This window comes from Streptomyces sp. NBC_00503, assembly GCF_036346895.1.
Taxonomy (GTDB): domain Bacteria; phylum Actinomycetota; class Actinomycetes; order Streptomycetales; family Streptomycetaceae; genus Streptomyces.
On record NZ_CP107855.1, the window covers coordinates 3,750,450 to 3,769,492 of the forward strand.

A 19,043-nucleotide genomic window follows, 5' to 3' on the forward strand; every position below is an offset into this window, starting at 1 on the left:
GTCCAGCCGGCGGAGCCGGACGAGCCAGAAACAATGCCCGTTTTCCCGTCGCAGCCATGGCCTACGGGACACCGGTTCGCACGGTCCTACGTTTCGCCGGCGCGGCCACACCTGGGGCCTGTTCACCGGACAGTGGCAAAACCGCCGGACCGCACTCGACTCCTACAAGCCCTACCTCCATCAGCGCCGGCAGGACGGCTGCGCCAACACCTGGCAGCTGCGGGAGGAGCTCAAGGAGCAGGGCTACTCGCACGGCTACGCCAGCGTCCGCAACTACATCCGCTCCGTGCTGCGGGGCAGTCCTCAGCCCATCGGTCCGCGGCCGCCGACGGCCCGCACCATCACCCGATGGATCCTCACCCACCTCGAAGCGCTGCAGGAACTAGATCGGATCGACCTAAAGGCTGTCCTGGCCGCGTGCCCCGAACTCCATGCCCTGGCCGCACAAGTGCGCTCGTTCGCCCGCATGCTCACCCAGTTGGAAGGTCACCGGCTCCTGAAGGCCGACTCAGACCGCGTCCTCGACAAGCCCGAATCCTTCCGGGAACCCTTCCAGGAACCCCCGTCGCGCTGGGTCGGACTCCGCTACGGATATATGGGCATCACAGTGGCCTCTCAGCTCGGCGCGTCGACCGATGGGTTCCGAGTCGTCTTGCAGCCCCTCCGAAGCCAGTGCATTCTGCGACCGTATGATCCGCGGGGCGTGATGGTCTGTAAACGCAGAAAAGCCCCGTACCAGTTCCCTGGTACGGGGCTTCTCAACAATGATTGTTCGGCGGCGTCCTACTCTCCCACAGGGTCCCCCCTGCAGTACCATCGGCGCTGAAAGGCTTAGCTTCCGGGTTCGGAATGTAAACCGGGCGTTTCCCTAACGCTATGACCACCGAAACACTATGAAGTTAACCAACCGGATATGAACACAGTTCGTTACTTCAGAACTAACACAGTGGACGCGAGCAACTGAGGACAAGCCCTCGGCCTATTAGTACCAGTCAGCTCCACCCGTTACCGGGCTTCCACATCTGGCCTATCAACCCAGTCGTCTACTGGGAGCCTTACCCTCTCAAGGAGGTGGGAATACTCATCTTGAAGCAGGCTTCCCGCTTAGATGCTTTCAGCGGTTATCCCTCCCGAACGTAGCCAACCAGCCATGCCCTTGGCAGGACAACTGGCACACCAGAGGTTCGTCCGTCCCGGTCCTCTCGTACTAGGGACAGCCCTTCTCAATATTCCTACGCGCACAGCGGATAGGGACCGAACTGTCTCACGACGTTCTAAACCCAGCTCGCGTACCGCTTTAATGGGCGAACAGCCCAACCCTTGGGACCGACTCCAGCCCCAGGATGCGACGAGCCGACATCGAGGTGCCAAACCATCCCGTCGATATGGACTCTTGGGGAAGATCAGCCTGTTATCCCCGGGGTACCTTTTATCCGTTGAGCGACGGCGCTTCCACAAGCCACCGCCGGATCACTAGTCCCGACTTTCGTCCCTGCTCGACCCGTCGGTCTCACAGTCAAGCTCCCTTGTGCACTTACACTCAACACCTGATTGCCAACCAGGCTGAGGGAACCTTTGGGCGCCTCCGTTACTTTTTGGGAGGCAACCGCCCCAGTTAAACTACCCATCAGACACTGTCCCTGATCCGGATCACGGACCGAGGTTAGACATCCAGCACGACCAGAGTGGTATTTCAACGGCGACTCCACCATGACTGGCGTCACAGCTTCAAAGTCTCCCACCTATCCTACACAAGCCGAACCGAACACCAATATCAAACTATAGTAAAGGTCCCGGGGTCTTTCCGTCCTGCTGCGCGAAACGAGCATCTTTACTCGTAGTGCAATTTCACCGGGCCTATGGTTGAGACAGTCGAGAAGTCGTTACGCCATTCGTGCAGGTCGGAACTTACCCGACAAGGAATTTCGCTACCTTAGGATGGTTATAGTTACCACCGCCGTTTACTGGCGCTTAAGTTCTCAGCTTCGCCACACCGAAATGTGACTAACCGGTCCCCTTAACGTTCCAGCACCGGGCAGGCGTCAGTCCGTATACATCGCCTTACGGCTTCGCACGGACCTGTGTTTTTAGTAAACAGTCGCTTCTCGCTGGTCTCTGCGGCCACCCCCAGCTCACGGAGTAAATCCGATCACCAGGACTGGCCCCCCTTCTCCCGAAGTTACGGGGGCATTTTGCCGAGTTCCTTAACCATAGTTCACCCGAACGCCTCGGTATTCTCTACCTGACCACCTGAGTCGGTTTAGGGTACGGGCCGCCATGAAACTCGCTAGAGGCTTTTCTCGACAGCATAGGATCATCCACTTCACCACAATCGGCTCGGCATCAGGTCTCAGCCTTATATGAGGGACGGATTTGCCTACCCCTCGGCCTACACCCTTACCCCGGGACTACCACCGCCCGGGCTGGACTACCTTCCTGCGTCACCCCATCGCTTACCTACTACAAGTCTGGTTCGTCGGCTCCACCACTTTCCTTTCCCCGAAGGGTCCGGAACGGCTTCACGGACTTAGCATCGCCTGATTCGATATTGGGCGTTTCAAAGCGGGTACCGGAATATCAACCGGTTGTCCATCGACTACGCCTGTCGGCCTCGCCTTAGGTCCCGACTTACCCTGGGCAGATCAGCTTGACCCAGGAACCCTTAGTCAATCGGCGCACACGTTTCTCACGTGTGTATCGCTACTCATGCCTGCATTCTCACTCGTGAACCGTCCACAACTAGCTTCCGCTGCTGCTTCACCCGGCACACGACGCTCCCCTACCCATCACAGCGGGCGTTGGCCCTATTGCTGCAATGACACGACTTCGGCGGTACGCTTGAGCCCCGCTACATTGTCGGCGCGGAATCACTTGACCAGTGAGCTATTACGCACTCTTTCAAGGGTGGCTGCTTCTAAGCCAACCTCCTGGTTGTCTCTGCGACTCCACATCCTTTCCCACTTAGCGTACGCTTAGGGGCCTTAGTCGATGCTCTGGGCTGTTTCCCTCTCGACCATGGAGCTTATCCCCCACAGTCTCACTGCCACGCTCTCACTTACCGGCATTCGGAGTTTGGCTAAGGTCAGTAACCCGGTAGGGCCCATCGCCTATCCAGTGCTCTACCTCCGGCAAGAAACACGTGACGCTGCACCTAAATGCATTTCGGGGAGAACCAGCTATCACGGAGTTTGATTGGCCTTTCACCCCTAACCACAGGTCATCCCCCAGGTTTTCAACCCTGGTGGGTTCGGTCCTCCACGAAGTCTTACCTCCGCTTCAACCTGCCCATGGCTAGATCACTCCGCTTCGGGTCTAGAGCGTGCAACTCAATCGCCCTATTCGGACTCGCTTTCGCTACGGCTTCCCCACACGGGTTAACCTCGCTACACACCGCTAACTCGCAGGCTCATTCTTCAAAAGGCACGCAGTCACGACCGTTATTCCGAAGAATAACGGCGACGCTCCCACGGCTTGTAGGCACACGGTTTCAGGTACTATTTCACTCCGCTCCCGCGGTACTTTTCACCATTCCCTCACGGTACTATCCGCTATCGGTCACCAGGGAATATTTAGGCTTAGCGGGTGGTCCCGCCAGATTCACACGGGATTTCTCGGGCCCCGTGCTACTTGGGAGATTCTTAAGCAAGCCGCTGATGTTTCGTCTACGGGGGTCTTACCCTCTACGCCGGACCTTTCGCATGTCCTTCGACTACATCAACGGTTTCTGACTCGCCGACCGGCCGGCAGACCGATCAAAAGAATTCCCACAACCCCGCATGCGCAACCCCTGCCGGGTATCACACGCATACGGTTTGGCCTGTTCCGGTTTCGCTCGCCACTACTCCCGGAATCACGGTTGTTTTCTCTTCCTGCGGGTACTGAGATGTTTCACTTCCCCGCGTTCCCTCCACACTGCCTATGTGTTCAGCAGTGGGTGACAGCCCATGACGACTGCCGGGTTTCCCCATTCGGACACCCCCGGATCAAAGCTCAGTTGGCAGCTCCCCGGGGCCTATCGCGGCCTCTCACGTCCTTCATCGGTTCCTGGTGCCAAGGCATCCACCGTGCGCCCTTAAAAACTTGGCCTACAGATGCTCGCGTCCACTGTGTAGTTCTCAAGCAACGACCAGCCACCCATCACCCTCATCCAAAGGATGAAGTTCACTGGGGCCGGCATCGCAGAAGGCATGACCATACGGCCGTACCCTCAGATACCCAACAACGTGCCAAGCACGATCTCCGCCACTCAAACCGTTTTCCACGCCGAAGCAGTACTCACAGAAGGTTTTGGAAACCGTGCCAACTAATCAACGTTCCACCCTGAGCTGACCGTGCAGAACGTTTGTCTGCAATCGGTACTGTGCTCCTTAGAAAGGAGGTGATCCAGCCGCACCTTCCGGTACGGCTACCTTGTTACGACTTCGTCCCAATCGCCAGTCCCACCTTCGACAGCTCCCTCCCTTACGGGTTGGGCCACCGGCTTCGGGTGTTACCGACTTTCGTGACGTGACGGGCGGTGTGTACAAGGCCCGGGAACGTATTCACCGCAGCAATGCTGATCTGCGATTACTAGCAACTCCGACTTCATGGGGTCGAGTTGCAGACCCCAATCCGAACTGAGACCGGCTTTTTGAGATTCGCTCCACCTCACGGTATCGCAGCTCATTGTACCGGCCATTGTAGCACGTGTGCAGCCCAAGACATAAGGGGCATGATGACTTGACGTCGTCCCCACCTTCCTCCGAGTTGACCCCGGCGGTCTCCTGTGAGTCCCCATCACCCCGAAGGGCATGCTGGCAACACAGGACAAGGGTTGCGCTCGTTGCGGGACTTAACCCAACATCTCACGACACGAGCTGACGACAGCCATGCACCACCTGTATACCGACCACAAGGGGGGCACTATCTCTAATGCTTTCCGGTATATGTCAAGCCTTGGTAAGGTTCTTCGCGTTGCGTCGAATTAAGCCACATGCTCCGCTGCTTGTGCGGGCCCCCGTCAATTCCTTTGAGTTTTAGCCTTGCGGCCGTACTCCCCAGGCGGGGAACTTAATGCGTTAGCTGCGGCACCGACGACGTGGAATGTCGCCAACACCTAGTTCCCAACGTTTACGGCGTGGACTACCAGGGTATCTAATCCTGTTCGCTCCCCACGCTTTCGCTCCTCAGCGTCAGTAATGGCCCAGAGATCCGCCTTCGCCACCGGTGTTCCTCCTGATATCTGCGCATTTCACCGCTACACCAGGAATTCCGATCTCCCCTACCACACTCTAGCTAGCCCGTATCGAATGCAGACCCGAGGTTAAGCCTCGGGCTTTCACATCCGACGTGACAAGCCGCCTACGAGCTCTTTACGCCCAATAATTCCGGACAACGCTTGCGCCCTACGTATTACCGCGGCTGCTGGCACGTAGTTAGCCGGCGCTTCTTCTGCAGGTACCGTCACTTTCGCTTCTTCCCTGCTGAAAGAGGTTTACAACCCGAAGGCCGTCATCCCTCACGCGGCGTCGCTGCATCAGGCTTTCGCCCATTGTGCAATATTCCCCACTGCTGCCTCCCGTAGGAGTCTGGGCCGTGTCTCAGTCCCAGTGTGGCCGGTCGCCCTCTCAGGCCGGCTACCCGTCGTCGCCTTGGTGGGCCATTACCCCACCAACAAGCTGATAGGCCGCGGGCTCATCCTTCACCGCCGGAGCTTTTAACCCCCGCCCATGCAGGCAGGAGTGTTATCCGGTATTAGACCCCGTTTCCAGGGCTTGTCCCAGAGTGAAGGGCAGATTGCCCACGTGTTACTCACCCGTTCGCCACTAATCCACCCCGAAGGGCTTCATCGTTCGACTTGCATGTGTTAAGCACGCCGCCAGCGTTCGTCCTGAGCCAGGATCAAACTCTCCATGAATGTTTACCCGTAATCGGGTGCACACGCACTTAGAGCGGGACAGTCATGTCGGAATAAGACCGACCGTCCACTGCGTCCTCGCTGTGTAATTGCCTGCAAGCACCACGGCAGAACCGCGACCTCACAGGTCTTTTTTCAAAGGAACCTCATCCACCGAGGTGGACGGGGTATCAACTTTTTGGCGTTGATTTTTGGCACGCTGTTGAGTTCTCAAGGAACGGACGCTTCCTTTGTACTCACCCTCTCGGGCTTTCCTCCGGGCGCTTCCTTCGTTCTTGTGTCTCCGACTCTATCAGACTCTTTCGGGCCTGACTCCCAGTCAGCGGGGTTTGTCTTCCGGGCTGTTGGGCCCTTCCGACTCCCAGAACTCTAGTGGATTTCCCAGGCGATTCATAATCGGCCTTCGGAAATGAATTCGGGCATGCCGAATGCGTTCCCGGTGGGAGATCTTGCAGAGTTGGGTGCCGCAACGAGGCGGCGGGATTCGCTGTCTCCAAAACCTTTCGGCTCAGAGGCAACTCGAAGAACCTTACGGATCCGTGGGGTCCGTGTCAACCCGACGGCAACTCCCTGTCAACCCTCGTCGCTCCGGGCCGTTCCGGGCCGAGCAGGGCTGAACAAGGAAGGGGGGCCGAGCCTGCTGGCTCGGCCCCCCTTCCTTGTTCAGCTCGGGGACTGCAGGGCCTCTACGCGGTCCAGGAGGCGGGTGAGCATGTCGCCCAGCTGCCCGCGCTCCGCGGTGGAGAGGTCCTGGAGGAGGTCCTCCTCGAAGACCGTGGCCGCGCGCATGGCGTCCAGCCACTTGCTGCGGCCCTCCGCCGTGAGCTCCACGATCACCCGTACGCGGTTGTTCTCGTCGCGCTCGCGCGTGACCAGGGCTTCGGCCGTCATGCGGTCGATCCGGTGGGTCATCGCCGCCGGCGTGAGTCCCAGCTGCTTCGCGAGCTCGCTCGGGCCCATCCGGTACGGGGCTCCGGAGAGGACCAGGGCCTTGAGGACCTCCCACTCCGCGTTGCTGATGCCCAGGGCCGCGGTCTGGCGTCCGTAGGCGACGTTCATCCGTCGGTTCAGGCGGCTCAGGGCCGATACGACCTTCTCCACCTGGGGGTCGAGGTCCTGGAACTCGCGCTGATAGACGGCGATCTGTTCGTCGAGGCTCGGCTCGTGGACGGGCGCAGTGCCGTCGGGGGTATCACCCATGGCCGAAGTATCGCACGAGCCCGTTGGCGTCTAACTCCTTCGATGTGTAGAGTTAAGGATCGAACTTTAGGGATGAAGTCTTGAGGCTTCAGCAATCAAGGTGGTGAGAAGTGACCAGGGTGATGGGCGCTGCGATGCGGAGGATCCAGGCCGGGAACGCGTTGACCGCGTTCGGTATCGGCTTCACGGTTCCGTTCCTGTACGTCTACGCGGCGAAGGTGCGAGAGCTGGACCCCATGTGGGCGACCGGGACGTTCATGGCGTTCGCCCTCGGTGCGCTCCTCGCGCTGCCCTTCACCGGGCGGGTGATCGACCGGCGCGGTCCGGTCCCCGTCGTCATCGGTGCGGCCCTCGTCGCCTCGTTCGGTGCGCTGTCGCTCGGCCTCTCCACCGGCGTGGTCGCGATCCTGCTCTCCGCGCTCGCCCTGGGCGCCGGCCAGGCCGTCATGCAGCCCGCGCTGGCCACGATGATCGTCCGCTGCTCCACCCCGTCCACCCGGACCCGCGCCTTCGCCCTCCAGTTCTTCATGCAGAACCTGGGTCTGGGCATCGGCGGTCTCATCGGCGGTCTCATCGTCGACGAGAGCCGGCCCGGCAGCTTCACCCTGCTCTTCGGCATCGAGGCCGTGATGTTCCTGGTGCTGGCCGGGGTCATCGCCTCCGTGCGGATGCCGCAGGTGCCTGCGATCAGCCCCGCGCTGGCCAAGGACGCCGCCCAGCGGGGCGGCGGCTGGAAGCGGCTGATGGAGCACAAGGCGATGGTGCAGTTCTGCATCCTCGGTTTTGTTCTGTTCTTCGCCTGTTACGGGCAGTTCGAGTCGGGTCTCGCCGCCTTCGGTACCGAGGCCGCCGGGATCTCGCCCTCCACCCTCGGTTTCGCGCTCGCCGCCAACACCGGCGCGATCGTGCTCGCCCAGTTCGTCGTGCTGCGGCTGGTCGAGAACCACCGTCGGTCCCGGGTGATCGCGCTCGTCGGTCTGATCTGGACCGGCGCGTGGATCATCGCCGCCTTCTCCGGTCTGGGACACGGCAGCACGGTCATGGCCGCCGCCGCGTTCGTGACCACGTACGCGCTCTTCGGCATCGGCGAGGCCATGCTGTCGCCGACCTTGGCGCCGCTGGTGGCCGACCTGGCGCCGGAGGGCTCCGTGGGCCAGTACAACTCGGCCTTCGCGCTGGTCAAGCAGATGGCTCTGGCGCTCGGACCGCTCGGTGTGCCGCTGGCCGCGGGTCTGCCGATGCTCTACATCGGCGTCTTCGTCCTGGTCTCGCTCGGCATCGCCGGGCTGGCGCTGCGGCTCGGCAAGCAGCTGACGCCGGTGCAGGACAACCCGTCGCTGGCCCCGAGCACGGTCGTGGCCGGGTCGGTGGAACCGGTGAAGGCCTCGGAGCCCGTGCCCGCGCAGGTGTAGGCGTAGAGGTGTAGAGGCGTGTAGGTGTGCAGGTGTACGTGCGGAGGCCCCGGTCCGGTGACCGGGGCCTTCGTCGTGTCCGGCTACTTGTCCTTGTCGCGGTCCTTGTCGGGGAGCGCGAACTCGCACCAGACGGCCTTGCCGCCGCCCGGGGTGCGGCGGGAGCCCCAGGACGAGGCGATGGTGGCGACGATCGAGATGCCGCGGCCGGTCTCGTCGGCCGGCTCCGCGCGGCGGCGGCGCGGGAGGTGGTCGTCGCCGTCGGTGACTTCGATGATCAGTCGGCGGTCGGTGCGGCGCAGGCGCAGGCGCATCGGCGGGGTGCCGTGCTGGAGGGAGTTCGCGACCAGTTCGCTCGCGGCGAGGACGCCGAGGTCGCAGAGCTCCACGGGGAAGCGCCAGGAGGCCAGGACGCCCTGGGCGAAGGCGCGGGCGCGCGGGGCGGCCTCGACGCCGCCGAGGAGCTCCAGGGCGGCGTTGTGGAAGAGCTCGGCGTCGGCTCCGGTGCGGGCGGGCTGCTGGAGGACCATCACGGCCACGTCGTCGTCGTGGTCGGCGTCGACCCCCAGGGCGCGCATCAGGCGGTCGCAGATGACGGCGGGGGTGCCCTGGGCGCCGGAGAGGGCGCGTTCCAGGGCGGCGACGCCTTCGTCGATGTCCTCGCCGCGGCGTTCGACCAGGCCGTCCGTATAGAGGACGGCGGTGGAGCCGGGGCCGAGCGCGATGGTGCCGGAGGTGTGCAGCCAGCCGCCGGTGCCCAGCGGAGGGCCGGTGGGGTCGGCGGCGCGGCGGACGGTGCCGTCCTCGTCGCGGACCAGGATCGGGAGGTGGCCGGCGGAGGCGTAGGCGAGGAGGCCTTCGTTGGGGTCGTGGACGGCGTAGACGCAGGTGGCGATCTGGCTGGCGTCGATCTCGGCGGCGAGGCCGTCGAGGAGCTGGAGGACCTCGTGGGGCGGCAGGTCGAGGCGGGCGTACGCGCGGACGGCGGTGCGGAGCTGGCCCATGACGGCGGCGGCGCGGACGCCCCGGCCCATGACGTCGCCGATGACGAGGGCGGTGCGGCCGGCGCCGAGGGTGATGACGTCGTACCAGTCGCCGCCGACGGCGGCCTCGGTGCCGCCGGGCTGGTAGGTCGCGGCGACCCGCAGGTCGTCGGGCTGTTCCAGCTCCTGCGGGAGGAGGGAGCGCTGGAGGGTGACGGCGGCCTCGCGCTGGCGGCGCTCGCTGGCGCGCAGCCGCTCGACGGCCTCGGCGTGGTCGGTGACGTCGGCGAGGTGGATCAGGACGCCGGTGTGGTGGGCGGCGTCGTCGTCCGGGTCGGCGGTGTGGCCCGTGCCGGTGCCCGTGCGCTCGGCCGTGCCCGCGGGGCTGCCCGTGCCTTCTTCGGCGTCGGGAGCGGCCTTGGGGAACTCGATCGGGGTGCAGGTGACGGTGTACGAGCTGCCGCCGCCCGGCGCGGTGCGGTTCTTGGCGGTACGGGGCTTCCCGCTGCGCTGGACCTGGTCGAGGAGCGGGAGCAGCCCGAGCTCGCCGAGTTCGGGGAGGGCCAGGTGCGCGGGGGCGCCGGGGGCGCGGGCGCCGAACCCGGCGGTGTAGGCGTCGTTGACGTAGGCGACGCGGTGCTCGGGGCCGTGCACGAGGGCGACGAGGGCGGGGAGGCGGCCGAGGACGTCCCGCACGGAGAGCTCGTCGAGCGAGGGGGTGGGGCCGGCGGGGGTGCCCGTACCCGGCTGCGCACCCGTGGCGGTGGTTCCCGTACCGGTGCCGCGGACGGTGGGGTCGGCGGGGCCGCCGTCGGACGCGAGCCCGCAATGGCCGGCGGCGCCGCGGGCGGCCGGGACCGAACCCTCGCCCCGTTTGGCCTGGGCGGCGGCGTGTTCGGACCGGGCGGCGGCGCGACGCTGCGTTCCGGGGAACCGGGCGCTCCAGCGCGTGAAGTTCACTGCTTTCCAGCCTCGTGGTGTCGCTCGTGGTCGCTATGTCACTCGGTGGCAATCGGGTGGCATTCGGATGTCACTCTGTGCAGGTGTGAGCCCACCTATGGTCACACGTCCAGTGTGGCCGAAGGCACTGCCGGCTTCAGCCCGCGGTCTTCTTCGGGGGTTCCTTGGGACCTCCGCCCGCGGCGAGTTCGAATTCTGCTCTGGGGTGTTCGAGGGATCCCAGGGAAACGATCTCGCGTTTGAAGAGACCGGAGAGCGTCCACTCGGCGAGCACGCGCGTCTTGCGGTTGAGGGTGGGGACGCGGCTGAGGTGGTAGGCGCGGTGCATCAGCCAGGCCGGGTAGCCCTTGAGCTTGCGGCCGTAGATGTGGGCGACGCCCTTGTGGAGGCCGAGGGAGGCCACGGATCCGGCGTACTTGTGGGCGTACTCGGTGAGGAGTCCGCCGCGCAGGGACGAGACGAGGTTGTCGGCGAGGACCTTGGCCTGGCGGACGGCGTGCTGGGCGTTGGGGGCGCAGGGGACGCCCTTCTCCGCCGCCGTGATGTCGGGGACGGAGGCGGCGTCGCCGGCGGCCCAGGCGTGCTCGACTCCCTCGACGGTGAGGAAGGAGGTGCAGGCCAGGCGGCCGCGCTCGTTCTTGGGGAGATCGCTGGCGGCCAGGATCGGGTGCGGTTTGACGCCCGCGGTCCACACGACGGTACGGGTGGGGAAGCGGGCGCCGTCGCTGAGGACGGCCACGCGGTTCTCGCAGGATTCGAGGCGGGTCTCCAGGCGGAGGTCGATGCCGCGGCGGCGCAGTTCGCGGATGGTGTAGGTGCCCATCTCGGGGCCGACCTCGGGGAGGATCCGGTCGCTGGCCTCGACCAGCACCCATTTCATGTCCTCGGGTTTGACGTTGTGGTAGTAGCGGGCGGCGTAGCGCGCCATGTCCTCGAGCTCGCCGAGGGCTTCGACGCCCGCGTAGCCGCCGCCGACGAAGACGAAGGTGAGGGCGGCGTCGCGGAGGGCGGGGTCGCGGGTGGAGGAGGCGATGTCCATCTGTTCGATCACGTGGTTGCGCAGGCCGATGGCCTCTTCCACGGTCTTGAATCCGATGGCGTAGTCGGCGAGTCCCGGGATGGGGAGCGTGCGGGAGACGGAGCCGGGGGCGAGGACGAGTTCGTCGTACTCGATCTCCACGGGGCCTGCGCCCTCCTCCTCGGTGGCGAGGGTGACGACCGTCGCGGTGCGTTTGGCGTGGTCGATGCGGCGGGCCTCGCCGATGACGATGCGGCATTTGGCGAGGACGCGGCGCAGTGGAACCACGACGTGGCGCGGGGAAATGGAGCCCGCGGCCGCTTCCGGGAGGAAGGGCTGGTACGTCATGTACGGCTCGGGAGTAACCACCGTGACCTCGGCCTCGCCGGTTCTCAGCTTTCGCTGGAGCCGGAGTGCCGTGTACATGCCTACGTAGCCGCCGCCGACGATCAGGATCCGCGTGCGGGGCGGGGTACCGGGGGCCGCGCCCCGGGAGTTAGCAGCCTTCACCACCCCATGACGCAACGTGGCCGGGAGTTTGTCCACAGGCCCGACAAATTGTGTGACCGGGCGGGGTGCTGGGACAGGGGTGTCGAAGTGTGTGGGTTGAGGGGAAGGTGTGCAGGTCAAGCAGTGCGGAAGCGGTGATTCCGGAGGCTTGGAACGGAAAAGTCGGGGTGAATGCTCCGATCGGGCGGTGGTCCGTCCGGGGCGGCCTCTTCTGAATTGACTCTGGCTCAACTATGTTCGTATCTCGTCGAGGAGTAGGACCAGGGCCCTCATGACCGTGGCCCCCCTCGACGCGAAGGCGGGGAGTGTCTCCGGGGGGAGACAAATGATTACCGGGGGATACATATGAACATTTCCGATTTCCATGCTTCTGCGACCGCTCTGTCGTCCGCCACGTCCTCTTCGGAGAACAACGGCCGGCTGATGGCGAGCGGCGCAACCACGCACGGCGTGGGTCGTTCCACGCCGCTGCGCGTCGATGCCCAGCGCAACCTCGAACACGTACTGCGCGCAGCTCGCGAGGTCTTCGGCGAGCTGGGCTACGGGGCTCCGATGGAGGACGTCGCCCGCCGTGCGCGGGTCGGCGTCGGCACCGTGTACCGGCGGTTCCCGAGCAAAGACGTCCTGGTCCGGCGGATAGCCGAGGAGGAGACCTCCCGACTGACCGAGCAGGCCCGGACGGCGCTCGGCCAGGAGGAGGAGCCGTGGCAGGCGCTGTCGCGCTTCCTGCGCACCTCCGTGGCCTCCGGCGCCGGGCGGCTGCTGCCGCCGCAGGTGCTGCGGGTCGGCGGTCCCGGCGAGGACGAGGCGGATGCCGAGGCCGCGCGGGTGCCGCACCAGCGTCAGGCCGTCGTGGCCGGCGGAGTGCCCGAGCTGCGGGTGGTCGGCGCCACCTCGCGGATCGGCCACGACGACGAGCCTTCGGACGACGCGGGCGCCGGCGAACTGCTGGAGGTCGTCGGCCGTCTGGTGGACCGGGCCCGGGAGGCCGGTGAACTGCGTGCCGACGTCACGGTGGCCGATGTCCTGCTGGTCATCGCCACGGCGGCGCCCGCGCTGCCGGACGCGGCGCAGCAGGCGGCGGCTTCGGCCCGGCTGCTCGACATCCTGCTGGAGGGGCTGCGGTCCCGGACGGTCTAGTCCGACTGGTCTGACTGGTTCGGCTGGTTCGGCTGGTCCGGCTGGTCCGGCTGGTTCGACGTGGACGTACGGACGGTCCTGGCAGGCCGTCCGTACGGGTCCGTCCCGTGCAGATGCTGCGGGTCGCGGCCCGCCGGGGCTGCGCGGGTCAATCGGGGGCCGGTGGCGGGCGTTCACTCGAACGGGTGAGGTGACGTACGGCAATTCGCCGGATTGTGCCCGGATGAGTGGATGGTGTGGAGACGGTCTCGGCACGCGCCCGCCGTGTGACACGCTGGATCGGTGTACCGGTTGAGTGTGTCGTGCGAGGGCTTCCGCGATGAGCGTTGACGGGCGGGAAGAGCCACGCGGTGGCGCCGGTGGCGAGGTCGAGGCGGGCAGCCTGCCCGCCCGGCAGGTTCCGGCGCAGCGCGAACCGGGCGGGCGGCACGCCGCCGGGGCGAGCGGTGAGCTGCCGCCGTCCGACGGGGACTTGATCGCGCGGATGCGCGGCGGTGACGACGGCGCGTACGAGGAACTGTTCCGCCGGCACGCCGATGCCGTGCGCCGCTATGCCCGCACCTGCTGCCGCGACGGCCACACCGCCGACGATCTGACGGCCGAGGTGTTCGCGCGCACGCTCCAGGCGGTACGGGGCGGGGCGGGTCCGGACCAGTCGGTGCGGGCCTACCTCCTGACCACCGTGCGACGGGTCGCCGCGGCCTGGGCGAAGACCGCGAAGCGGGAACACCTCGTCGAGGACTTCGCGCTGTTCGCGGAGCAGGCCTCCGTGTCCTCCGGTGACGGCGCGGTCGGGCTCACCGGGGACGACACCCTGGAACTCGGCGCCGACGTCCGAGCGATGCACGAGGCCGAGCAGTCGCTGGCCATGCAGGCCTTCCGGAGCCTGCCCGAGCGGTGGCAGGCCGTGCTCTGGCACACCACCGTCGAGGAGGCCTCGCCCAGCGCGATCGCCCCGCTCTTCGGACTGAGCGCCAACGCCACCGCGGTACTGGCCAGCCGGGCCCGGGAAGGGCTCAAGCAGGCCTACCTGCAAGCCCATGTGTCCACCGCGCTGAGCTCCGGCGGGGACTGCGCCCGGTTCGCCGACCGGCTGGGGGCCTATGCCCGCGGCGGCTTGCGGATGCGGGCCGAGCGGGGGCTGCGCCAGCACCTGGAGGAATGCGCCCGGTGCCGGGTCGCCGCCGGGGAGCTCAAGGACGTCAACGCGGGCATTCCCGCCCTGCTGCCGGTCGCCGTCATCGGGTGGTTCGCCGCCGGGTACGCGGCCAAGGCGGCCGGAGTCGTGGCCGGCGGGGCCGTCGCCGCGGGCGGTGCGGGGGCCGCCGCGGCCGCCGTCGGCGGGTCGACCGCCGGGGCCGGAGCTGCGGGCACTGCCGGGGGCGCCGCCGCCGGTGGGGCCGCCGGGTCGGGCGGAGCTTCCGGCGTCGGCGGAGCGCTGGCTTCGGAAGGGCTGGGGCTTCCGGCCAAGGCCGCCATCGCCGCCGGGGTCGTGGTCGCCGCGGCCGCCGGCGTGGTCTTCGCCCTGACCGGCGAAGACGCCGATCCGCCCGCCCGCGCGCAGCCCGCTCCGAGCGTGGCCGCGCCGGTCGTGCCGGCGCCCCGGGTGTCCAGCCCGGCCGCGCAGGAGCCCAGCCCGTCGGGGGCGCAGCCGCCGCCCGCACGAGGACCCGTACCGCCGCCGTCGAAGCCTGCGCCTCCGGCGAGCAGGGCTCCGGCCCCGCCGGCGGCCTCGCCGAGCCGGGAGCGGCCGTCGCCGAGCCCGAGTCCCACCCTGAGCCCTAGTGCGAAGGCGACACCGAAGCCGAGCCCGACGACGCCGCCGGCGAAGGCCGCGGAGCCGTTCCGGCTCGCGGTGCTGGGCCAGTCCGCCTACGGGGATCACCAAGGCCCCGAGATCCGGACCTGGCAGAGCAGTTGGGTGTGGCAGCGCTGGGGGCTGAAGATCGGCGGGCAGCGCTTCGCGCACGGGATCACCGTCAGCCCCCGGTCCTCCGTGGAGATCGCCCTGAACCGGCAGTGCACGAACTTCTCCGCGCGCGCCGGTGTGGACGGGCTGGCGCTGCACACGGACGGCGAGGTGCGCTTCTCCGTGTACGGGGACGGGGAGCGGCTGTGGCAGTCCCAGGCCCTGGGCTACGAGGACGCCGCGGCGAACGTGTCCGTACCCCTGTCCGGGCACAAGACGCTGCGCCTGGTCGTGGAGCGTGCCGAGGGCGGCCACCTGCCGACGCTGGCGAGCTGGGCGGACGCCGTCATCAGCTGTCGTTGAGGGGACGAGCGAGGGGCTGGGGCAGGGCGCGGGCGGCTTCGCTGACCAGGGTCGCCGCCTGCGACGGGGTGAGTGCGGCGCCCGCCGCCTCCTCGCGGGCGTGGTCCCGCGCGCCGAGGGCGGCGCGGGTGCGGGCCGGGAACTCGGCCAGGGCCGCCGCCTCCGGGACCGAGCGCGGATTGCCCGCGCGCCAGGCCGTGGCGGCCGCGAAGACCCGTACGGCCTCGGCCGGCCGGCCCACGTCGGCCAGCTGGCAGGCGGCGGTTTCCGCGAGGGCGGCCAGGACCCGTTCGGCGCAGTGCCCGGCCACCGCCGAGGCCAGGGCGGGTGCGATCCGGGCCAGGGCGGCCGCCGGGCCCTGCGTGCGGGCGGTCAGCAGGGAGTCGATGTTGTCGAGCCCGGCGGTGAGCTGCGGCGGCCCCGTGACCTTCCCGGCCTCGGCACGGGCCAGCTCGCACTCGGTGCGCGCCCGGTCCAGGTCGCCGCGGAAGAGCGCGAGCAGCGAGGAGATCAGCCGGCTGTAGGCGCGCACGTCGGAGGCCACGCCGTACTCGTCCGCCTCCCGGTCCGCCTGCGCCACCAGCCGCTCGGCGGTGTCGAACTCACCCGCCGAGAAGGACGCCTCGGCGATCCGCACGAGCGCGAAGGGCGCCTCGATGTAGGCCCCGACCTCGCGGGCCAGGCGCAGGCACTCCTCGTACTCCGCGCGGGCCTCGTCGTACCGGCCGCGCGAGAGCGCGAGCTCCCCGGCGGCGCTGGCGACCGTGGAGCGGGTCCAGCGGTCGCCGACGCGGCCGGCGATCTCGCGCAGTTCGGCGATGTCCGCGTCGACGGTGGGCAGGCCGCCGGTGATGTCGATGGCCACGTGGGTGCGGAGCATGAGGGTGACGCCCAGTTCCCAGTCGCCGCCGTAGCGGCGGCAGCTCTCGACGGTGGTGTCGAGGTGGGCGTGGAAGCCCAGGACGCCACCGGTGAGGTACGCGGCCATGGGCCAGAGCATGCCGGGGAACCGGGCGGTCTCGGGGCTGCCGTGGCCGAAGGCCTCGGTGATGCGGGCGCAGAGGGCGGCGTACTCCGGGGTGTCGAACTCCTCGATCGCGCGGCCCTCGGCGAGCAGGAAGACGCGCAGGACGTGCAGGCGCATCAGGCTCCAGTACTCCGGGGAGCCCTCGGGCGGGTCGGGCGGGGTGACGGCGAGCACTTCGGTGGCCCACTCGGAGCCCTCGTCGCGGTAGTTGCGCAGCCACCAGAACCAGCCGAGGGCGAAGACGAGGCGGTGGGCGGTGTCGCTGTCGCGGTGGGTGACGGCGGTGTGGAGGGCGGCGCGGAGGTTGTCGAGCTCGGTCTCGATCCGGCGGATCCAGGGGAGCTGGTCGCCGGAGCGGAGGTGGGGTTCGGCCTCTTCGGCCAGGGCCGCGAAGTGGGCGGCGTGGCGGAGGGCGGTGGGGGTGGGGCCTGTTGTGGGTGGGGCTTCTGTTGTGGGTGGGGGTTGGTGGGCGGCCGTGTGTTCCGCGGCGCGTTCGGTGGCGTACTCGTGGATGGTTTCGAGCATGCGGTAGCGCATGCCGGCGGGGCCGGCCGGCTCGGCCAGGACGAGGGACTTGTCGACGAGGGAGCCGAGGAGGTCCGCTACGTCCAGGTCCCGGTCCTCGGCGCAGACCGCCTCCGCGGCCGTGAGGTCGCAGCCGCCCGCGAAGACGGACAGACGTCGAAGGACCGTGCGCTCGGGCTCGTCCAGGAGGTCCCAGGACCAGTCGACCACTGCGCGGAGGGTCTGCTGGCGCGGCAGCAAGGTGCGCGAACCGCTGGTCAGGAGCCGGAAACGGTCGTCCAGACGGTCCGCGATCTGCCGCGGAGTCAGCAGCCGGAGGCGGGCGGCGGCCAGCTCGATCGCCAGCGGCAGACCGTCCAGGCGGGCGCAGATCTCGGCCACGGCGGCCGGGTCCTCGGCGGGGGTGAAGCCGGGGCGGGCGGCGGCGGCGCGGTCGGCGAAGAGGCGGTGCGCGGGAGCGGGTGGGAGCGGCTCCACGGGGCGGATCGTTTCACCGGGGACACCCAGGGGCTCGCGGCTGGTCGCGAGGATGCGTACGCCCGGGCAGTGCGCGAGGAGCCGGTCGGCGAGGTCGGCGGCGGCCGCGATGACGTGCTCGCAGTTGTCCAGGACGAGGAGCAGGCGGCGGTTGGCGCAGTGCTCCACGAGGAGCGTGGTGGCGTCTTCGGGGGCGGTCTTCTCGCGGACGGCCTTTTCGCGGACGGCCTTTTCGCGGGCGACGAGGCTGCTTTCGCGAAGGCCGAGGGCGCTGAGGACGGCGCCGGGAACGGCGGCGGGGTGGTCCAGTCGGGCCAGTTCCACCAGCCAGACCGGGTCGGGGTGGTGGTCGTCGGTGGGGGGCGGTGCGGCGGCATACGCGGCTGCCGCGTGCTCGGCCAGGCGGGTTTTGCCCGAACCTCCGGGGCCGGTCAGGGTGATGAGGCGCAGACGGGCCAGGTCGGCCTGGAGGGCGGCGAGTTCGGGTTCGCGGCCGACGAAGGAGGTCAGGCGGGGGCGGAGGTTTCCCTGCGGGACAGCGATGGGGGCGGGGGTGTCGGCCGGGGGTGGGGGTGTCGGCCGGAGGAGTTCCGCGTGCAGGGCGGCCAGTTCGGGGCCGGGATCCGCGCCGAGGGCGTCCGCGAGGGTGCGGCGGGTGCGGTCGTACGCGGCGAGGGCCTCGGCGGGGCGGCCGGCCGCGCGCAGCGCGCGGAGCTGCTGGGCGCGGAGGGGTTCGTCGTACGGGGACTCGTGGATCAGCGCTTCGATCTCGGGCAGGAGCGTCGCGGGAGCCGTGCGGCCGGAGCGCAGGTCGGCCTCGATGCGGTCGCGGAGCGCGGCCCTGCGGTGGGCCTCGGCGACGGCCGCGTGGGCGGTGCGGGCGGGCTCCGCGAGGTCGGCGAAGGCGGGGCCGCGCCAGAGGGCCAGGGCGGAGCGGAGGGTTCCGGCGGCGGTGGCGGGATCCTGACCGGCCAACTGCTGGGCTCCCAGGCGGGCCAGCCGGGTGAAACGGTGCAGGTCCACGTCGTCCGGGCCGTCGACGGCCAGGCGGTAGCCGCCTGCGGGGTCGGCGAGGACGGTGTCCCTGCCGCCGAGGGCGCGGCGCAGGCGGGCAACCAGGGCCTGGAGCGCGGCGGGGGCCTCCCGGGGCGGGTCGTCGCCCCAGACCTCGTCGATCAGGTCGGGGACGGGAACGGGGACGGGGGCGTGCCGGTGCCCGTGGCCGGGGCCGGAGCCGGGGGCCGTCGTGGGCGCGGCGGAGCGGATCGCGAGGGCGGTGAGGAGGGCGCGGAGGCGGGCGCCGCCGAGGGGGAGGGGGGTGTTCGACCCGTCGCGGGCCTCGGTGTTGCCGAGGATGAGGTACAGCACGGGCTCATTCTGCACAGGTGGTGGGGGTTGGCGCCGAGCCGTTTCCGGCCGTGGCCTTGCGGCCCTGTGCCACTGCGCGTGGCGTTTCCGGCCGTGGCGCCGTGGCCGCGCCTCAAAGGCCGGCGGGGCTTGATTCGGTACCGCCCCGTGGGCGTGTGCGGGCCGCCGCCGCCCGCAGTCGTGTGCGCTGCGCGGTGCCGGTCCGGCCGGTGCGGGGCTACGGGTGTTCCGCTGCGCGGGGCCTGCCCCTCCCCG

General features: G+C 68.2%; 7 protein-coding genes and 3 rRNA genes. 3 read left to right on the top strand and 7 right to left on the bottom strand.

Going from position 1 to position 19,043, the window contains the following annotated elements; genetic code table 11:
* Positions 1-770: 770 nt before the first annotated feature.
* The 4 genes from rrf to OG490_RS17535 form a co-directional block, all read right to left on the bottom strand.
* A 5S ribosomal RNA gene (rrf, locus tag OG490_RS17520) occupies positions 771-888 on the bottom strand.
* Positions 889-962: 74 nt separating this feature from the next.
* A 23S ribosomal RNA gene (locus OG490_RS17525) occupies positions 963-4,086 on the bottom strand.
* A gap of 285 nt (positions 4,087-4,371) precedes the next feature.
* Positions 4,372-5,896 (bottom strand): 16S ribosomal RNA (locus tag OG490_RS17530).
* The 16S, 23S and 5S rRNA genes sit together here, the layout of an rRNA operon.
* Positions 5,897-6,559: 663 nt before the next feature.
* Positions 6,560-7,096 (bottom strand): MarR family winged helix-turn-helix transcriptional regulator, encoded by a 537-nt coding sequence (locus OG490_RS17535; protein ID WP_330297238.1) that lies wholly within the window; start codon positions 7,094-7,096, stop codon positions 6,560-6,562.
* 122 nt (positions 7,097-7,218) lie between these two features.
* On the opposite strand from OG490_RS17535, the gene OG490_RS17540 reads away from it, so the two are divergent.
* A complete protein-coding gene (locus OG490_RS17540; RefSeq protein ID WP_330300964.1) occupies positions 7,219-8,508 on the top strand; it encodes an MFS transporter in 1,290 nt (429 codons plus the stop codon).
* Positions 8,509-8,591: 83 nt separating this feature from the next.
* Here OG490_RS17540 and OG490_RS17545 read toward each other — a convergent pair whose 3' ends face one another.
* Together OG490_RS17545 and OG490_RS17550 are read right to left on the bottom strand one after the other, a co-directional pair.
* Complete coding sequence (locus OG490_RS17545; RefSeq protein ID WP_330297239.1) at positions 8,592-10,451, bottom strand: ATP-binding SpoIIE family protein phosphatase; 1,860 nt, start codon at positions 10,449-10,451, stop codon at positions 8,592-8,594.
* Positions 10,452-10,587: 136 nt separating this feature from the next.
* Positions 10,588-11,982 (bottom strand): NAD(P)/FAD-dependent oxidoreductase, encoded by a 1,395-nt coding sequence (locus tag OG490_RS17550; protein WP_330297240.1) that lies wholly within the window; start codon positions 11,980-11,982, stop codon positions 10,588-10,590.
* Positions 11,983-12,324: 342 nt separating this feature from the next.
* On the opposite strand from OG490_RS17550, the gene OG490_RS17555 reads away from it, so the two are divergent.
* Both OG490_RS17555 and OG490_RS17560 read left to right on the top strand, forming a co-directional pair.
* Positions 12,325-13,119: a TetR/AcrR family transcriptional regulator gene (locus OG490_RS17555; RefSeq protein ID WP_330297241.1), complete on the top strand. Its 795-nt coding sequence runs from the start codon at positions 12,325-12,327 to the stop codon at positions 13,117-13,119.
* A gap of 319 nt (positions 13,120-13,438) precedes the next feature.
* The gene (locus tag OG490_RS17560; RefSeq protein ID WP_330297242.1) at positions 13,439-15,391 is read left to right on the top strand and encodes a sigma-70 family RNA polymerase sigma factor; all 1,953 of its coding nucleotides are present in this window, start codon (positions 13,439-13,441) and stop codon (positions 15,389-15,391) included.
* Here the strand turns inward: OG490_RS17560 and OG490_RS17565 are convergent.
* Positions 15,378-18,788 (bottom strand): BTAD domain-containing putative transcriptional regulator, encoded by a 3,411-nt coding sequence (locus tag OG490_RS17565; protein WP_330297243.1) that lies wholly within the window; start codon positions 18,786-18,788, stop codon positions 15,378-15,380. The two genes, OG490_RS17560 and OG490_RS17565, sit on opposite strands and share 14 nt — an antisense overlap.
* Between the last annotated feature and the right edge of the window lie 255 nt (positions 18,789-19,043).